Origin of the sequence: Paenibacillus sp. MZ03-122A (genome assembly GCF_024213325.1) — a bacterium.
GTDB lineage: Bacteria > Bacillota > Bacilli > Paenibacillales > Paenibacillaceae > Paenibacillus > Paenibacillus polymyxa_B.
In genome coordinates, this window is the sequence record NZ_JANAVI010000007.1 from 138,316 (window position 1) to 156,094 (window position 17,779).

A 17,779-nucleotide genomic window follows, 5' to 3' on the forward strand; every position below is an offset into this window, starting at 1 on the left:
CGGACCACCTCATTTCAAAATAGGATGAATTTCCACTCTGCGAATCAACGCCGCTTCCTCAGCTGGGCGCATACGCCGCTGTACCAGCATCAGCCGAAGCTGACCATCTAAAATGGCATCCGCCTGCAAATCGGCTGAAGCTTCAGCTGTAGACATATAACGGCCCTTGTCCTGATCCAGAGGAAGCTGGATTTGAGCGGCAAAGCCCTCGATCAGTGCGGAAGCTGCACGGTTTTCCTCGGTGGTGTCCGGGGCGGTAATATGCCCGATGAACCGTTTGCGCAGCTCATACATGGAGGCTCCCGCCATCCTAGTTTCGCAGCCGCTCATCCGCCATAGTACGGCGTGCCGTCCCGGCTGTGCGGGCCAAGCGTCGGCGTATACCGACCACGTTTCGCCCAGTTGCTTCTGCGTCCAGCGGACCAGCGCGGCCAGCCACTCTTCCGGCTGTGCAGCACCGCTTGCTGTAGTGGCCGAACCACTTTCCGTTTCAGGCACATACACGCCAAAACGCAGCGTTCTATAGGCCTTCCCCGTAACAGTGTCCAGCTTTTCTGCATCCCGCACGCCCAAATAGTGCGCGGTAAAAGCCGACGTGTCCTCACCTTCGCCTGTCACTGGTTCCCGGTGCAGCCCGGCAATCAGGGCGTTCGCCCATACATCAGCCTGCGCCAGCCCGGCTTGTCCTGCGTACAGCTTGATGCGAACAACCTGCCGATAGCCGGCCCAGGAAGACTTCCAGATTTCCTCGCCCAGCACCATAACAGCATACGGCTCCTCTGCCGTCTGCGACGGTGGCTGAACATCGTATACACGCCCTTGCAGCGCTGGAATAATTTCAATGAGCTTTTGCTTAAAGGCTTGTCTCATCCTGCGGCATGCCACCTTTGCGTACCCTGCGTTCGCATGTTGTGGCTGTTCAGCCAGGCTTTTTTCCACTTCCGTGTTCTCAGCCGGCGTAACCTCGTACTCATGCATTGCAGCATCCCTTGCTTAGGCAACACGACTCCTCCTTTCTATTCAACGAATTCCCGGGAACCGACAGAGACGATCACCGCATGAAAAAACCGGCCCTAATGGCCGGCTAACGTTTGACTGTGTGTGTCTTCGGTATGTCCTCTTGTCTTGATTCCCGATGATATAATCTTACACCCTAATAACGAATGCGTTGCCGGGGAAATGGACGATAAAAGCAGAGACTAGGGATGATGTTGGGAGGTTTTTAGAGAACGGGTGTTCCTACTATAAAAAAGGCCTTGATCCCTGTTATTACAGGAAATCAAAGCCTTTAGGAAATGATATTAAATTATAAACGAGAACATATGGATAATTATTACATTAACCAAATTTTCGATCCGCGCCCTTCTGCAAGCCTGCCAAATTTAAAACGCCTTGGTCCGCCAGCGCTAGCGCCATTTTGTAAAAAGCACGCGTGCGAAGCTTCGTATACGTATCCTTGCTGACTGGCGGGTCTAACACATAATTGTAAACCTTGTAATCAAACACATCGTCATCCTTTAAATAACGTTCACGGATGAGCAGCTGTTCGCGTTCATTCAAGCGACTCACTACGGCATCCACCATTTCGCAGTAGGCCAAGCGGGCGGCAGGAGCATCTACATTATATACGGCTGTCCGGGCCGTTGGATCGCTTGTCACATTTGTTGGGCCGTTCGGTCGATCCGTATAGCCAGCAGTAATAAAGCTCTCCCGATCCATAAAAGTAATCGTTTTATAAATTCGGTATTTCTCAAACACACCCTCCAATGCATTCTGCGTTTTGCGACGGTCCAATTCGGGTAAGTTATTTCTCATGTAAAGCAACACTCCTTATCTTATGCCTTTTGACAATGATGTATTTTTAAATGAGGATTTTGCACTTCGAAGCGACTGGAATCGAATTTTGCAAAATCCTGAAATAGAAAAACGCTCGTGTTTACAATTTGTTCCCCTTTTGTTCGTATCTTGAGTATAACATAACATTATTTAGGATAGGTATCCATCGTCAAAAAAAGCAGTATAGCTCCAAAAGCAGGATATTCGCTTCATTTTCCTATGCCTTTTGGCATATTACGTGCTTTTACTATTTACCTAATGGTATAATAAAACTAATATCTATGATTCTCTTGCAGAAAGGAGCCCCCATTGTGGAACAGCCAGCATTCGGAACTTACTTAAAGCAGCAGCGTGAGCACAAACAATGGAGCATCAACCAGTTGGCAGATGCTGCAGGTATTAGCAATTCACAAATTTCCCGCATTGAAAATGGACTGCGCGGAATCCCCAAACCCTCCACTCTCCGCAAAATAGCGGACGCGCTTAGCGTATCCTATACCGAAATGATGAAGGCCGCCGGATATTGGGGAGACGATGATTCAATGGAGCAAAGTCCACATGAACTTTATCGTTCTACTGTGCCGGAATGGGCAACCTCTAAAGACCGCCGGGATTTTAAAAAAATGCTGGAGGAAGACGACGAATTAATGTTCGATGGCATTCCGCTGGATGAAAAAGATCGTCAACGGATCAAAGACGTGCTGACAGGTCTGTTCTGGGAAGCCAAGCAGATGAACAAATATAAAAAGCCCAAAGAGCCCCGAACGGGCAAAGATCAGGGATAGCAGGTGAGCGTATGAACGAACTCATTCACAAACTTGTCCGAAAATACCGTACCAACTGCCCCTTCGATATTGCGAAAGCCCTGGGTATCCATATCCGATACTGCGATCTAGGCCCCACAACCAAAGGGCTGTATTACCACAAGCTGCGTAGAAGATTTATCGTTATCCACAATGGCCTCACACCCGAATGGGAACGGTTCGTCTGTGCGCATGAATTGGGACATGACCGACTGCATAAAGGCATCAGCCGCTTTTTTATGGAGGAGCATTCCTACTTTTCCCCAGGAAAATTTGAACAGCAGGCCAATCGGTTTGCCGTGCTTTTGCTAAGTGAAGGAAAACCGCCACTAGCTGACGAAACGTTGGATCACTATTTACCCCGGATCGGGCTGCCCAAAGAGACTGCCCTTTTTTTTAACCATAAACTAGAACATTAGTTCTCATTCTGTGAGCTACTGTTTATTACTTCCTCTATAATATAGGTAACTAGACGATGGATTTAACAACCGATATATCAAAAAATTTTAATGCTTTGATATAAAATAGAAGTTATTTTTACAATCATCTGATAAAATGTGGTCGTAAGCGGTTTCTCTAATTCATTCATTTTATGGGAGGTTGAAGGAACAACATGAACTCATGGAAAAAACTCTCGACGATCCTGACGACTGCCGTGCTTTTACTTGGGTGTCTCGGTACAGCAGCAGCAGACCCAGCAACCAATGTGGGAACAGCGGGAACGGCAACGACTCCAGTCAGCGGTAAACACATCACTATCCTACATACGAACGATACCCATGCCCACGTGGTCGCGAACGACAAGGAAATGGGATTCGCCAAGCTGGCGGGTATCATTGATCAGTACCGGGCTTCCAATCCCAATACACTGCTGCTGGATGACGGGGATACCGTTCACGGAACGACCTTCGCTACTTTGGTTAAAGGTGAAAGTATTGTGAAAGTGATTAACAAGCTGCGCTATGATGCTATGGTTCCGGGTAACCACGAGTTTAATTATGGTTGGAAGCATCTTGTTGAGCTAAGTAAGGAGATTCAGTTCCCTGTGCTTAGCGCCAATATTAAACAAACCGACGGAACACGCTTGTTCGAACCCTATGTTATTAAAGAAGTGGACGGCGTTAAAATTGGTATTATCGGTCTGACTACGCCAGAAACGGCATATAAGACGAATCCCAAAAATGTTGAGGGTATTCAATTCACCGATCCTGCGGCTGAGACCAAAGCGGCTGTTAATGAAATCCGTAGCAAAGTAGATGTCGTTGTTGTTCTTGGTCATCTGGGGCAGGATGCGTCTAGTAAGGACACCAGCCTCAAGGTTGTTAAGGAAGTGCCTGGCATTGATATTTTCATCGATGGACACAGCCATACTGTACTGGAAAAAGGCTTGGTTAGTGACAATGGTACATTGATCGCTAGCGCAGGTGAATACACCAAGTATTTGGGTGTTGTGGACTTATGGGTCGACGGCGGTAAGGTTACGCAAAAGCAAGCCAAGCTGATTGATTCGACTCAAGCATCCGATGTTCAGCCCAACGCTGAGATTGCTGCATTGATCGCCTCCATTCAAAAGGACCAGGAACCTATTCTTAAAGAGGTTGTAACGCAAACGAGTGTGGATTTGGAAGGAGCACGCGAAAAGGTACGTGCAAGTGAAACCAATCTCGGTGACTTGCTCACCGATGCTATGCGTGACGTTTCGGGAGCAGACGTGGCTTTAACGAATGGTGGCGGCATCCGGGCTTCCATCAAGACGGGGACGGTAACCAAGGGAGACATCATCACTGTACTGCCCTTCGGCAACCAGATCGTTACCCTGAAAGTGAAGGGCTCTGACATTCAGGCCGCACTGGAAAATGGTACAGCCTCCTATCCAGAACCAAGCGGAGGTTTCCCACAGGTATCAGGTATCACCTTCAAAATAGACACATCAGCAGCCAAAGGCAGCCGTGTTCATTCCATCCTGATCGGCGGAAAAACACTTGATCCTGAGGCAACATACACACTGGCCACCAATGATTTTACTGCCGTAGGTGGTGACCAATATACGATGTTCGCTAAATATCCACAAGCAGGTATGTTCGGCTCGCTTGATGAGGCGTTAATCCGCTATATGCAAAAGGTCGGCTCCGCTAGCCTGCAAGTACAAGCGGACGGTCGCATTCAAGAAGCCAAGGCTGACGGTAAAGCTTCTGTCCCTGCCACACAAGCTGTGCCATCTGCTTCAACCGCAACACCTGCACCTGTGCAGGAAAAGCCGCAACCCGTTCCTACACCGGCTGCAAAACCAGCACCCGCAAAACCGGCGCCGGCAAAGTCTCAAACAGCCAAGCCACAGCAGACATCAAATTCTGCACAAGTTACAAATAACCATGTATATGTTGTGAAATCCGGGGATACGCTGTATGACATTTCCCGCAAACATGGTACCACCTGGCAACAGCTTCAGCAGTTGAATAAGTTGAAGAATCCTCACCGCATTTATCCGGGACAAAAGTTAGACCTCCCGGCCTAATTCAATAGCTAGCAAAAGCAGCGTCCGGAATCCTAGTGGTTTCGGATGCTGCTGTATGTCAGGCGTTTTTAGATATGCGATAGTCCAAGCTTATTTGGACATCGCATATTTTTTTTAAAAGCAAACCTTTTAACCGCTGACAAGTTGTGAACCGAGAGGTATGATGGAGAAGAGTCATTCGGGCAGAGAACATTCGTCCCGATACCCATCGGGATCAGTTATATGTGTGAAAGGAGTCCAGAAATGCAATACATTATTTACGATCTTGAATTTACCGTTAGTCGTAACGCCAGATATTCCTCCGAAATCATTGATATCGGTGCCGTCAAAGTTGTTCAGGGAGACGATGGCCTATACGTTGCGGATACGTTTCACAGTTTTGTAAGACCCTCGAATCGGCCTGTACTCTCTACAGATACCGTTCAGTTCACGGGTATTACTCAACGAGATATTGATGCCGCTCCACTATTTCCTGAAGCTGTGAAGGAATTCATAGCCTGGCTCGGTACGGATTCCCCTTATTATTTATGCGCATGGGGCCCGGATGACCGTCAGAAGCTGGTATCCCATTGTCGTACCCATCATGTAGATCTTGGATGGATTCATAATACAAATGATATACAGAAGCAGATTTCCCGTCTGTTTGGTTCCAATGGAAAGTACCGTCAGTTGAGCTTGTCTCAGGCGCTGGAATTGTGCAACATTGACTTTGACGGTCAACAACACCGGGCACTGGATGATGCCGTGAACACCGCTCAGGTTTTCATGTACCATTTTGATCGTATTACATTAGTTCATAATGCTGCTGACGATGAGGAAAGCCGTGGATCGAAGCTCGTCTACTCCTCACCAGAAGAAGAACAGGAGCAGTACAGTCCTTTTGGCAATCTCGCCAACCTGTTTAAGGACCGTTAAGCGGATAGCTCCCCGGCCCGTTCCGGGGGATCTCCCCCTGTTATTCTTGATTTCCTGCCTTTTTATCGAAATAGAATGTCCCCCAGGTCCGCAGCATTTCTTGCATTCGTTTGCGGTACCGTAAAGGCTCCAGGATCTCGGCCTCAGCTCCATAGGAAGTGAGCCAATCCAAAAATTCACGGTCATGATTGACCGTCACCTCAAACAACAAACTTCCATCCGGCAAATCCCTAAGAAAAGGCTTGATGAACAGCTCTTCTTCTTTGACCCGATATACAGACTCGGCAGAAAAACGTACCACAAACCGGATATTCTGATTTCCTTTGGTCACCGACCAGGTCCCTTTAAAAAACATTTCCATTTCAGTTGTATTTTTTTGAAACGTATACGGCAAAATTCTCATGTTCCGAAATCGACTGATCCGAAAGGTTCTCATCGCGGATTGCTTGTGACAAAAACCAAGCATATAGAATCGCCGATCCTGCGGAACCAAACAATAAGGATCCACCTGAACGAGGGATACATCTTCATTTTGAGGTGAGCTGTATTCCGCTTCAATCGTCTGCTGCGTAAGACTCGCTAAAACAATCAGCCTGAGCAGATAGGGCTGGTTTTCCCGATCAAGTGTCGAGCCGAGCCGGACAATATTTTTCATTTCCTGCGCGAAGCTCGTCTGGTCCATCTTTTTTTTCTGACTAGAGGCCATCACTTTCTCATAAGCACTTTCAAAAGCTGGCGGTAAAAGAGGCTTTATCGTTTCCATAATCTCTCCCAGCTTAGTAAAAGCCTCTGCCTCTTCTTCCGTCCAATTCAAAGGATACAAAGCAAAATTGCTAATAAAAATGTACCCCTTGCCATGCCCCATATTCGTAATCGGTATATGCATAGCGCTTAGCGCCTCCATATCTCGGTATATGGTACGTTCTGATGTTTCACAACGTTCGGCAAGCTCTCTTGCCAATATCCCTGGATTTGCCTGAACAATAGTAATAATCCGCATTAAACGTATCAACCGATCAGTCAAGGAAGTCTCTCCTTTACAAAAAGATAGTAAATTAGACTCACTATATTACACAAATAAACTAGCATAATTGCCTATCTCAAAGTATCATTTTCAGTAAAACGAACATCTTCTAGCGATATCGCCTTATTAAAAAAGACTTTAGAACTATACGCTGTAAATGATACAAAAGCACTACTCCATTTATTACGTATAGCCAGAAGCAACTCGGCTTCCTGCAGGTAGTCCATATCATCGCTTCTTGCTGCACGTATTAGTAATTCATCTGCTTGTCTGGTAAGGATGAACGCCCCTTGCTCATATTCCCCTTTCTCGTACATACGCAATGCCTTTTTTACAATAGGGGACGTCTCATTCAGCTTTATGTATTTTTCCACCTTCGGGTTGGATGGAATGCTCAGCAGACCAAGATGATGCGTAAAATGGATGTAGACCTGGTCTGTCCGGATCAGCGTTCGCTTTTCCTGCGATAGCTTGCGCCATCTCCACTCCATCATTCCAATCGTATGTCTTCCGGACGAGTGGGCCGGTATAGAAAACGTCAAAATAGCCTGTCTATATTTTCCCCGCCTTACATCACCACAGTGAACAAACATGCTATCTCCGTTTTCCGAGCGTTTAAAACCGAGCCTTACCCCTTCAGCTTTTAATAGACTTACTCCGTTTTCTGGAATGAACTGGAGTTGAAGGTCACATCCCGCTGCTTTCGGTATTAGATTCCCTTTTCTTTTGCGTATAGCTCCATAGCCCCATTCTATCAGTAGATTTACTTGTTTGGACCCATTCGCAGATATAGACTCTTTGTCCCATGTGTACGTTACATTGAGCATTGACTTCACCACTGGTAAATTCCCCCTAAAAGAACATGTAACTCTAAATTAACAGTGTTATCTGACACTATATTGTCAGGGAACGTATGTTTGATTGTGAAAATTATACATGGGAATCTTTATGAAGGGGGACCTAGTTTGGTAAATAACATTTTAAACCATTTGAATTACATGAATGCGCAAAAATAGCCCGGCGTATGCCGGGCCATATTATAGTCTACTTTTATATTTAAACTTATGAGATTGTAGTTTCTGTTAAAGAAACATTCGTTTTTGTGCAAATATCAGATATAGGAGCAAAAGTAGTGCTATCTACGACGAGATCCTTTGATAACGGCTTTCCATTTACAGTGATTTTTAAAGTTTTATAGTTTTGTTCTCTCTCATTCATCTTGCAAAATCTCCTTTTATATCAATTTTTAATATATTTCAGTTCATTTATTCAACTTAAGCCCCTGATCAGGTGCGGATCGTTCTTTACTCGTATGCTGGGAAAAATGCCGGAATGTTGCCGCTTCCTTGATATACCCGTTTTAAGGTACACTTAAACTAATATATCGACTTTTTTTGAAAACATTTTCCCCATATTTGTCGTCTGTTTATTCTAAAATCTGCATCCGAATCGTTATATTATACGTAACCATGTCATATGGGTAATGATCTGTATCATCTAACATCTTGGTTTATCAAAAGGGGGAACATCTCTTGGCACGACCAACTTGTCGTTTTGCTTTGTACCGCCGCATTGTCTGCGCTGCTATAGCACTTTTGTTTATTTTTGGGATAACTCGTGTACCCGAAGTACATGCTGCTTATTGGGATGATGTGTACCAAGGCTTCGAGCAATTTTCGCGGTTACCCGGTGATGTGTATCAGCTCAAGGAAAGCTACCGACAAACACAGGAGGATCTGGAGAAGGCCCGTAACAGCTTAGAAGCCTATCAAGAGCAAAACGCCCAATTACTGGAGCAAAACCGCAAGCTGACTGACACTGTCACAGAATTAAAAAATCTTCAAACCCAGCGCGATCAGGCTTCACACCGAAATAAAATGCTCATCATCACAGCTATAATTCTGCTGGCCGGTTATTTTATCGGTATCCGACTGTTGCGTTACGGGATGCGTCGACGTTCGGGAAGATACTAACTGCCTGAAAGGATGAAAGGTCTGAATGGACATACAAGCAGGACAACACCATGATGAAAGCGTCGGTTCGGTCGTAACGCTCGATCTGGCGGAAGGAGAAAAGCTGCACGTTCTGCATCCGCAGCAAATCATCGCATACCGCGGACCCAGCTCAGGCCGTAGTGATAAACTAATGAACATTAAGGGCATGTATCGCAAACACAAACTGATTCAGGCCGATTTCACCGGAGCTTGTCGCCTAATTGCCGCACTTCCACCTGGCTTTAGTCTAAAAATGATTAAGCTTGAAGGAAGCGATGATCTGTTATACGATTTTCGCAACCTGTTCTGGTACAGCTCCGGTATTCAAATGCGTACCAAGCTGCTAAGCATGAAAAACATGTTGTTTAGCCGCGATGTTATAAAAATGAAATTTGACGGTGTGGGTCAAATCGGTCTTTTGACACAGGGATTGGTATGTCAAGAACAGCTTCATCCGACAGAGCCGATTTATGTGGATGCAAGCAGCGTCATTGCCTATCCCGAAAACGCCAAACTGGAGTTGACCGTGTACGGCAACCATCTGGCCAGCCAGCATATGAACTATCATTTTAAAATGACCGGACAGGGTACCGTACTATTCCATGCCGGGGAACATCATCGACGGCTCCAACAGGATATGAACGACGATGGCGTGATCAAGCGCTTTTTACGGGAAGTCATTCCATTTGGTGGAGTGTTTATCAAATAGCCCTGCCATGCTATAATGACAATGCTAAAGCCGTCTGTCCTCGTGGCAGATACTAATGAAGAAAATCCATGCGTTATGCATGGGAGAGGTTCGCGAACTCCCTCTATAAAAAACTAACGATGCTTTGTCCTCCGCAAGAAAAATGATTTCTCGGGGCAAGGCCTGTTTTTTGTTGAAGTCGGTTCAAGAACTCTCCTTCTTCCAAGTGACAAGACTCCGTGTCTTGCACCATTCCAAGAAGATCGAGAGGTTTTTTTATGTTTGCAAACGAAAAAGCGGTCGTCGTATTCAGCGGCGGCCAAGACAGCACAACCTGTTTATTTTGGGCAAAAAAACATTTTGCTGAAGTAGAAACCGTGACGTTCGATTATGGTCAACGCCACAAGCAGGAAATCGAAGTAGCCGCTGGAATCGCCCGTGAACTGGGTGTTCCACAAACGGTACTGGATATGAGCCTGCTTAATCAACTAGCCCCTAATGCCCTCACACGCACCGACATTGACATTACACAACAGGAAGGCGAACTGCCTAGCACCTTTGTAGATGGTCGTAACCTACTGTTCCTGAGCTTCGCGGGAGTTCTCGCCAAGCAAAAAGGAGCGCGTCACTTGATTACAGGCGTTTGTGAGACGGATTTCAGCGGCTATCCCGATTGCCGGGATTCTTTTATCAAATCGCTGAACGTCACACTGAACCTTTCGATGGACTATCCCTTTGTGATTCATACCCCGCTCATGTGGCTGAACAAGGCCGAAACCTGGCAGATGGCCGATGAGCTGAAAGCTTTTGAATTTGTAAAAACACGTACACTAACGTGCTATAACGGCGTCATTGGCGACGGCTGTGGCGAATGCCCTGCTTGCAAACTTCGCCGTGCTGGACTCGAGCAATATCTCGTGATGCGCGGAGCTTCCTCCCAAGGAGTTGAAGGTCATGCGTGAGCCAGGTACCTTCCGCATTGTCGACAAGCTCCAGCAGTTCGGGACAGACATTGAGCACTCTCAGCTGCGTTATCACCGCAAACGTGTACTAGTCAGCAAACAATTTACATTCGATGCAGCACATCATTTGCACTGCTACGAAGGCAAATGCAAAAATCTGCACGGTCATACCTACATCGTCGTTTTTGGCATAAGCGGTATACCCGGCGAAACGGGTCTAACGCTGGATTTTGGTGACATCAAAACGATCTGGAAAGAGCGGATTGAACCTTTTCTGGACCATCGTTACTTGAATGAGACGCTTCCTCCAATGAATACAACGGCGGAAAATATGGTCGTCTGGATCTTTGAACAAATGGAGTCCGCCTTGACCTCGGATGCATACTGCAACCGTGTCGAAGGTGGACGTACCGAGTTTGTACGGTTGTTCGAGACACCTACCAGCTACGCCGAGTTCCGACGGGAGTGGATGCTCGATGAGTAATACCGTGACTACTCACCAACCCATGATAGCCTCCCACGGGACCCAAATAGCCCCTATTCCCGTACTGGAGGTGTTTGGACCCACCGTTCAGGGCGAAGGGATGGTCATTGGTCGTAAGACGATGTTTGTTCGTACCGCAGGCTGCGATTACCATTGCTCGTGGTGTGACTCCGCCTTTACCTGGGACGGCAGCGCCAAGGATCAGATCCGTCGTCTGAGTGCCACAGACATTTGGCAGGAGCTGAAGGCCATCGGTGGCGAACGGTTTTCGCATGTGACCCTTTCTGGAGGCAATCCTGCCCTGCTGCCGCAGCTTGGGGAGCTCATCACCCTGCTACGCAGCCAAGGCATTGCCACCGCTGTCGAAACACAAGGCTCCCGCTGGCAGGAATGGCTGTACGATATCGATGAGGTAACCCTATCCCCGAAGCCACCTAGCTCGGGTATGACGACCAACTGGGATGTGCTGGATGATATCGTCGCCCGTCTGTCGAACCGGAAGATGGCTGGTGAGCCCCGAGCTACGTCCAACGTCCCAACCGCAACAGGCTTGAAGGAACCCGCTAATGAATCTGCGCGGCTCTATACTGGAGCTTGCAGCTTGAAGGTCGTCATCTTCGATGACACCGATCTTGCCTACGCCCGCACCGTTCACGAGCGCTATCCACACGTACCGCTGTTCCTCCAGACGGGTAATCCAGATGTAAACACGGAGAACACCGGACAGATTGCGGAGTCCCTACTCCATCGTTATGAATGGCTTATCGACCGTGTCATGGACGATTCCCGACTAAACGACGTAAGAGTACTCCCACAGCTCCACACCCTCGTATGGGGCAACAAACGCGGCGTATAACACTTATATGTAATATATTCCGTATGAGCTGTATGTGATACACAAGATAGTCGAAGTACACCCTCGACATCCAAGTTACAAAACAAGAGAAACCCTCGTCCGAGGACGGGGTTTCTCACAACGCTCCTTTTATATAGGAGCGAGTATTATTCACTTCTGCCCCAACCAATATGTAAACGGGTAGGGACTTTATGGTGTTGACGGCGGTCGGCAGCGAAGCGGAGGAATTGAAGCTGGAGAAGCGATAGCGTTCGCCTTTGAAATGGGATTCTACCCTATATCTTTCATTTTATCAGAAAGAATCCCATTTCAACAGCGATCGGAAGCTCAAATCCTTCGCGGAGCGACCTCCCCATCACCATAACTCCCTCTCTCTTTTACCAAACTAAACTTAAGGAGCCTCATCCATATGACCGGAAGAACACCCGAAGAAATGACCGACGTTACCCTACTTGGCAATCAAGGCACACAATACACGTTTGCCTATGATCCCGCCATTCTCGAAAGCTTTGATAATAAACATCCGTATCGGGATTATTTTGTAAAGTTCAATTGCCCGGAGTTCACCAGCCTGTGCCCGATTACAGGACAGCCTGATTTTGCAACCATCTACATCAGCTACATTCCCGATATTAAAATGGTAGAAAGCAAATCCCTTAAGCTGTACCTGTTCAGCTTCCGTAACCACGGCGATTTCCATGAAGACTGCGTCAATATCATCATGAATGACTTGATTAAGCTGATGGACCCTCGCTACATTGAAGTATGGGGCAAATTCACGCCACGCGGCGGCATCTCTATCGATCCGTATACCAACTACGGCAAACCAGGAACGAAGTATGAACAGATAGCGGAGCACCGTATGATGAACCATGATATGTACCCGGAAAAGGTTGATAACCGATAAGCTAATAACTCTTCTGACATAGCGTAAATATCAAGGGGTTGTCCTAAAGTCATCAAATGACTCAGGGCAGCCCCTTGGTTTTACTGAAAGGAGACTGTGCACGCTTGTGGCGTTACACATCCAGATCAAATCTTGATTTTTTATATTCATAAGGTGTTTTACCCATAACTTCTCTAAAAGCTTTTCTGAAAGACTTCTCGTTTGGAAACCCAACCTCGTACGAAATTTCTGTAAGTGACTTATTGGTTGAATCCAATAAATCAATCGCCTTCTCCAAACAAAGAATTTGCTTGTATTCGGTAAACGTCTGGCCTGTATATTCATGAAACATTCGCGACAAATAAGCCTCCGAATAACCGCAGATACGGGCCGTTTTGGCCAGGCTAATATTTTCAGTATAATGCTCTTTAATAAAGTCCATGATTGTCTTTATCTTTCGTTGCTTTTCACTGAATACTTCCGGTGGAATGTCTGTCGCCTGACTAAAATGATTGACAAGCAAATATTTCAGTTCAATAATTCGGCTTTGCTCTAAAATGTAGTCGTATTTGCTTTTAGAAATATGTAGATCATATATATCCATAAACAATCCTCTTAATTTAGAGATTATAGTATCTTCAACTTGTTTCTCTTGCGTGTTTAAATGGATGATTACTTGTTCATTGGCAAAGAAAGTGTCTGGAAATTGCAGCACAATGACCTGGTTCTCCGTAATGCTCTGCGTGGAATGCGGAACATTGCTGTTAATGAATAGCGCATCCTTTTCCATCAAAATAGTTATTTTTCCTTCATGCCACACCTTTAGACTTCCACTTGTACAGTAGATTAACTCCATATTGCTGTGAAAATGCATAGGAATGACTCTTTCTGTATCTCTGGATTGGAACATAAAAAGGTTAATCATTTTTTTTCTGTCTATTTCGATATGTTCATATATTTTTTTCATCACCACACCTCATCAGCCAGCCATGAGTGATCCATCTGTATTCTATATTAAGCGATAAACTCTTGTACTAATACTCATACTATACCGATAGTAAAATGTCCGGACAAGCAGAATCTATTCAACGGACAAAATAAAAAAGAAGGCAGTTCTTCCCGCAAACGGGATAATGAACAGCCTTCCATAGCCTGCTTGCAACTCTGCAAGCAAAAAATGTTACCCTACGCATTCCTGCAACTGATACATTTTAACTTCTCCTGCATTGTCTCCTGCCTCAAGCAATACGTTGCGTTGCTCTGCATCTTCTATAAAATAACGCAAGGAAAACACTTCTTCACCCTCGTTCACAAAGATCTCCAGGCTTGAACTTTCTATGAATATTTGCATTTCTGCAAGCTTATTACTTAACGTTGCTTTTCTGTACTCTCTCTCGCCAGTCAACCAGTTTGTTCTCCAAACTGTCAGACTGTTTTGTTCCTGATCATAGTCAATTTGCACAGCATCCCTTATGATCATTTTAAAGTTTTCTGTAAGTAAGGAAAAATGAACAATTAGCTCCGCTTGTGTAGAAGGCAGCACCCACTCACTACTATTTTGAATTTCCTCTTTGTAATGCATGCCTTCCAGCCTTAACAATTGTAATTCCGGTAATGGTTTCTGGTACAACACACCGTTCATCAACACCATTTCTCTAGGAAGAGTCAACGCATGAACCCAGCCCTCCTGAATGGTCGGGACAGCCCTCTCCGCTTCTTCATTCATGGCGCTCATCCATCCGAACATAATGGTTCTGTCATTAACTTTGAATGATTGTGGTGCGTAAAAATCAAATCCTCGATCAAGCTCTTTAAAATCGGAAAGGTCCCCGTTGAATTTGCCTCTATTCGATAATTTGCCAACAATATATCCCGATTGATTAGGATTTTTATAATATTCGCCTCTCTCGGGTAAACCCTGAGGAGAGAAAACAAAAACATCGCTTTCCGCAAAATGAAGTACGTCCGGGCATTCCCACATATATCCAAATTGATGATCATGATCAACAAATGATCCTTGGCATTCCCATTCGGACAAATTTTTAGATTTGTAGATAAGTGTATCTCCAGTCAAATCTTCTCTCTGAGCACCAACAATCAACCACCAGTTCCCATGTTGGTCTCTCCATACTTTCGGATCTCGAACATGCCTAGTATAACCTTGGGGATGCTCAAACAAAGGGCCGATTTTTTGAAAATCCTCTCCATCCTCCGAAATCGCGACGCATTGATAGCTTTCTTTTACTCCATCATCTCGGATTACATTTCCTGTATAAAACAGATACAGCTTTTCATTATGAACAATGCCCCCGCCCGAATAGATGCCATCTTTGTCATACCATTCCGATGGCTCCAGCGCGACACTTTTCCTTTGCCAATGCACCAGATCGCTGGAAACAACATGGCCCCAACATTTATTTTTATGGTCCGTTCCTTTTGGATTCCACTGATAGAACACATGATATTGATGATTGAAATAGGCAAGTCCATTAGGGTCATTGAGCAAACCGTAAGGAGGGGTAATATGATACTTCAGGTTATACGCGTCGCTTTTATTCATGCTCATCCTCCGGTAACAAAACAAAACTAAAACTCAGCAAAATTTCCTGCGAGCTTGACCCGATATAAACATCAAATTCGCCGGGTTCACTTTTGTATTGCATTTCACGATCATAAAATTTAAGCATCTCTTCATGAATTGAAAATTCAACATTTTGGGTCTCGCCACTTTGCAAAAAAACTTTTTTAAAGTCTTTTAATTCTTTCACTGGTCTTGCAACACTTGCAAATTTATCGCGAATATATAATTCGATCGTTTCCTTTCCATCATAAATTCCAGTGTTGGTAACAGAGATACGGATATCAACTGACTCATTTTTTTTCATTTCTTTTTGGCTAATTGTTAATAGGCTGTATTCAAATGAGGTATAGGATTTACCATAGCCAAACGGATACAAGGGTTCATTCACTTCATCAATATATCGGGATGCAAACCGATAAGAACCATTTTCCTTTAAATTTGGTCTTCCTGTATTCAATTCATTGTAGGATATCGGAATTTGTCCAACACTTCGTGGAAAGGTCATGGCTAATTTCCCCGATGGATTGACTTCCCCATACAGTATATTGGCCAATGCTTCTCCGCCCATCGTTCCTGGATACCAGGCTTGAACAATGGCGTCAACTTTTCCGGCAACTTCAGTAAGAATCAAAGGTCTTCCGCTATAAACGATCAGAACCATCTTTTTGCCCAGTAAACTTAATTCATGGAGCAGTTTCATTTGCGGCTTAGGAAGCGTCGGGTTCGTTCGCGATCCCCCTTCTCCGCTCTGATAAATACTTTCTCCCAAGGCGAGGACAATGACATCCGCTTCGTTAGCATTTCGGATTGCTTCGCGCAGCAGGGCCTCCTCATCGACTGTTTCAGCAGCCAGCTTGTCCGCATATTTGCCAAGGGATTCTCTCGCATTGGCGGGGAGCATGTGCGCCCCTTTGCAAACCGAGAGATTGTCGGGATCAACATGCTTTAATAATCCCATTTTCAAATTAACAGTATCCGCCTCGTCCCCCTTAATCGCCCACATGCCCAGAGTGGAATTTTCATCTGCGTAAGGACCGATTAAAGCTACTTTGGTATGTTTAGACAATGGCAGCAGTTGATTTTCATTTTTCAGCAAGACTATGGATTCTTCAGCCAAGGACAGCGCGGCTTTTTTATGTTCATCTGACAGAATGCTGTTTCTCGACCGCTGAATGGTTTCCTGTAATCCGCGGAACGGGTCCTCAAACAGCCCCAAATCATTTTTCAGCTTTAAAATACGGTATACCGCTTCATTCAACAGCCCCAGCATATGCTCGTTATCAGATACTACTTTCTCTAATTGATTGGCGTATACTGCTGTCTTCATATCCACATCAACACCAGCCAACAATGCCAGCCTTGCAGCGGAAGCCTCATCTTCGGCATAACCGTGCATGATCAGTTCTTCTATAGCGGCGTAATCCGAGATCAACACACCATTAAAATTCATTTCTCGTCTTAGCACGTCGCGGTTAAGCCACTCGTTTCCTGTCGCAGGGACGCCATTCAGGGTATTAAAGGCCGTCATAACAAGCTTTGCCCCCGCTTCGATTGCAGCTTGATACCCTGGCAAATAATATTCTCGCAGCGCATGTTCCGACATGTCCACGGCATTATACTCACGTCCAGCCACAGGTGCCCCATAAGCGGCAAAATGCTTGACGCAAGCGGCAATTTTATTGGCTGGTATGACACCCTCCAAGTTTCTTCCCTGTATTCCCTGAACCATGCTTTCAGCATATTTCTTCGCTAGCAAAGTATCCTCTCCCGGCGATTCCATCACCCGCCCCCAGCGAGGATCTCTAACAATATCTACCATAGGGGAAAAGGTCACGTGCACACCTTCGTCGTAACATTCCTGGGCAGCAATTGAACCTGCATGTTCTATACCCTCATAATTCCAAGTACATGCTTGTGCAATTGGAATCGGGAAGATGGTTCGATACCCATAGATAATATCTGCCATGAACAGTAGCGGGATTTTATGAATCGATTTTTCCAAATAATCCGTTTGCAACTGGATAATTTTTTTCGGGTTAGTGATGTTCAATATGGAGCCTGTGTTATATATATTGTAGCCGGCGTTTAACCCTAATTTTTTTAAAGGTCCTGTCACAACAGTGTCTATATCCCCTTCAAAAAAATCACCGGTCAGTTGGATGAGCTGGCCTATTTTCTCTTCTATTGAAAGGCTGTCCAATTTCTTAAGCAGTGTGTTGTTGTCCATGATTCTCC

18 protein-coding genes and 1 riboswitch are annotated in these 17,779 nt (G+C 45.5%); of the genes, 10 read left to right on the plus strand and 8 right to left on the minus strand.

Features of this window, described 5'->3' with window-relative positions:
- Positions 1-9 precede the first annotated feature (9 nt).
- Both NLX74_RS16635 and NLX74_RS16640 read right to left on the minus strand, forming a co-directional pair.
- Positions 10-978 carry a hypothetical protein gene (locus NLX74_RS16635; protein WP_254329350.1) on the minus strand — a complete coding sequence of 323 codons (969 nt, stop codon included), beginning with the start codon at positions 976-978 and terminating at the stop codon, positions 10-12.
- Between the two features lie 360 nt (positions 979-1,338).
- Positions 1,339-1,815, minus strand: coding sequence for an ArpU family phage packaging/lysis transcriptional regulator (locus tag NLX74_RS16640; RefSeq protein WP_254329351.1), 477 nt, complete (start codon positions 1,813-1,815; stop codon positions 1,339-1,341).
- A 332-nt stretch (positions 1,816-2,147) separates the two neighbouring features.
- On the opposite strand from NLX74_RS16640, the gene NLX74_RS16645 reads away from it, so the two are divergent.
- The 4 genes from NLX74_RS16645 to NLX74_RS16660 all read left to right on the plus strand — a co-directional run bounded on the left by NLX74_RS16645 (position 2,148) and on the right by NLX74_RS16660 (position 6,069).
- Complete coding sequence (locus NLX74_RS16645; RefSeq protein WP_254329352.1) at positions 2,148-2,621, plus strand: helix-turn-helix domain-containing protein; 474 nt, start codon at positions 2,148-2,150, stop codon at positions 2,619-2,621.
- Positions 2,622-2,632: 11 nt separating this feature from the next.
- Positions 2,633-3,058, plus strand: a complete 426-nt coding sequence (locus NLX74_RS16650) for an ImmA/IrrE family metallo-endopeptidase (protein ID WP_165176508.1) — start codon at positions 2,633-2,635, stop codon at positions 3,056-3,058.
- A 194-nt stretch (positions 3,059-3,252) separates the two neighbouring features.
- Positions 3,253-5,154 (plus strand): 5'-nucleotidase C-terminal domain-containing protein, encoded by a 1,902-nt coding sequence (locus tag NLX74_RS16655; RefSeq protein WP_254329353.1) that lies wholly within the window; start codon positions 3,253-3,255, stop codon positions 5,152-5,154.
- 243 nt (positions 5,155-5,397) lie between these two features.
- Positions 5,398-6,069, plus strand: coding sequence for a 3'-5' exonuclease (locus NLX74_RS16660; RefSeq protein ID WP_061831175.1), 672 nt, complete (start codon positions 5,398-5,400; stop codon positions 6,067-6,069).
- Between the two features lie 40 nt (positions 6,070-6,109).
- Here NLX74_RS16660 and NLX74_RS16665 read toward each other — a convergent pair whose 3' ends face one another.
- The 3 genes from NLX74_RS16665 to NLX74_RS16675 all read right to left on the minus strand — a co-directional run bounded on the left by NLX74_RS16665 (position 6,110) and on the right by NLX74_RS16675 (position 8,311).
- Positions 6,110-7,093: a helix-turn-helix transcriptional regulator gene (locus NLX74_RS16665; RefSeq protein ID WP_254329354.1), complete on the minus strand. Its 984-nt coding sequence runs from the start codon at positions 7,091-7,093 to the stop codon at positions 6,110-6,112.
- Between the two features lie 71 nt (positions 7,094-7,164).
- Complete coding sequence (locus tag NLX74_RS16670; protein WP_254329355.1) at positions 7,165-7,932, minus strand: hypothetical protein; 768 nt, start codon at positions 7,930-7,932, stop codon at positions 7,165-7,167.
- Positions 7,933-8,155: 223 nt separating this feature from the next.
- Positions 8,156-8,311 carry a hypothetical protein gene (locus NLX74_RS16675; RefSeq protein ID WP_165176511.1) on the minus strand — a complete coding sequence of 52 codons (156 nt, stop codon included), beginning with the start codon at positions 8,309-8,311 and terminating at the stop codon, positions 8,156-8,158.
- Between the two features lie 314 nt (positions 8,312-8,625).
- On the opposite strand from NLX74_RS16675, the gene NLX74_RS16680 reads away from it, so the two are divergent.
- The 6 genes from NLX74_RS16680 (at position 8,626) to queF (ending at position 12,984) form a co-directional block, all read left to right on the plus strand.
- Complete coding sequence (locus NLX74_RS16680) at positions 8,626-9,066, plus strand: SH3 domain-containing protein (protein WP_023987365.1); 441 nt, start codon at positions 8,626-8,628, stop codon at positions 9,064-9,066.
- Between the two features lie 25 nt (positions 9,067-9,091).
- Positions 9,092-9,796 carry an AIM24 family protein gene (locus tag NLX74_RS16685; protein WP_013309110.1) on the plus strand — a complete coding sequence of 235 codons (705 nt, stop codon included), beginning with the start codon at positions 9,092-9,094 and terminating at the stop codon, positions 9,794-9,796.
- Positions 9,797-9,875: 79 nt separating this feature from the next.
- Positions 9,876-9,919, plus strand: a riboswitch (PreQ1 riboswitch).
- A gap of 134 nt (positions 9,920-10,053) precedes the next feature.
- Positions 10,054-10,737 (plus strand): 7-cyano-7-deazaguanine synthase QueC, encoded by a 684-nt coding sequence (gene queC, locus NLX74_RS16690; RefSeq protein ID WP_254329356.1) that lies wholly within the window; start codon positions 10,054-10,056, stop codon positions 10,735-10,737.
- The gene (queD, locus tag NLX74_RS16695) at positions 10,730-11,221 is read left to right on the plus strand and encodes a 6-carboxytetrahydropterin synthase QueD (protein ID WP_025720580.1); all 492 of its coding nucleotides are present in this window, start codon (positions 10,730-10,732) and stop codon (positions 11,219-11,221) included. The genes queC and queD overlap by 8 nt, the downstream gene beginning before the upstream one ends.
- On the plus strand, positions 11,214-12,077 hold the full coding sequence (gene queE / locus NLX74_RS16700) for a 7-carboxy-7-deazaguanine synthase QueE (RefSeq protein ID WP_254329357.1): 864 nt from the start codon (positions 11,214-11,216) through the stop codon (positions 12,075-12,077). Before queD ends, queE begins: the two co-directional genes overlap by 8 nt.
- A gap of 409 nt (positions 12,078-12,486) precedes the next feature.
- Entirely contained in the window at positions 12,487-12,984 is a 498-nt protein-coding gene (gene queF / locus NLX74_RS16705) for a preQ(1) synthase (protein WP_029516147.1), read from the plus strand.
- A 112-nt stretch (positions 12,985-13,096) separates the two neighbouring features.
- Here the strand turns inward: queF and NLX74_RS16710 are convergent, their stop codons facing one another.
- The 3 genes from NLX74_RS16710 to bglX all read right to left on the minus strand — a co-directional run bounded on the left by NLX74_RS16710 (position 13,097) and on the right by bglX (position 17,771).
- On the minus strand, positions 13,097-13,930 hold the full coding sequence (locus NLX74_RS16710; RefSeq protein WP_254329358.1) for a helix-turn-helix domain-containing protein: 834 nt from the start codon (positions 13,928-13,930) through the stop codon (positions 13,097-13,099).
- 213 nt (positions 13,931-14,143) lie between these two features.
- A complete protein-coding gene (locus NLX74_RS16715; RefSeq protein ID WP_254329359.1) occupies positions 14,144-15,523 on the minus strand; it encodes a glycoside hydrolase family 32 protein in 1,380 nt (459 codons plus the stop codon).
- The gene (bglX, locus tag NLX74_RS16720; RefSeq protein ID WP_254329360.1) at positions 15,516-17,771 is read right to left on the minus strand and encodes a beta-glucosidase BglX; all 2,256 of its coding nucleotides are present in this window, start codon (positions 17,769-17,771) and stop codon (positions 15,516-15,518) included. Before bglX ends, NLX74_RS16715 begins: the two co-directional genes overlap by 8 nt.
- Between the last annotated feature and the right edge of the window lie 8 nt (positions 17,772-17,779).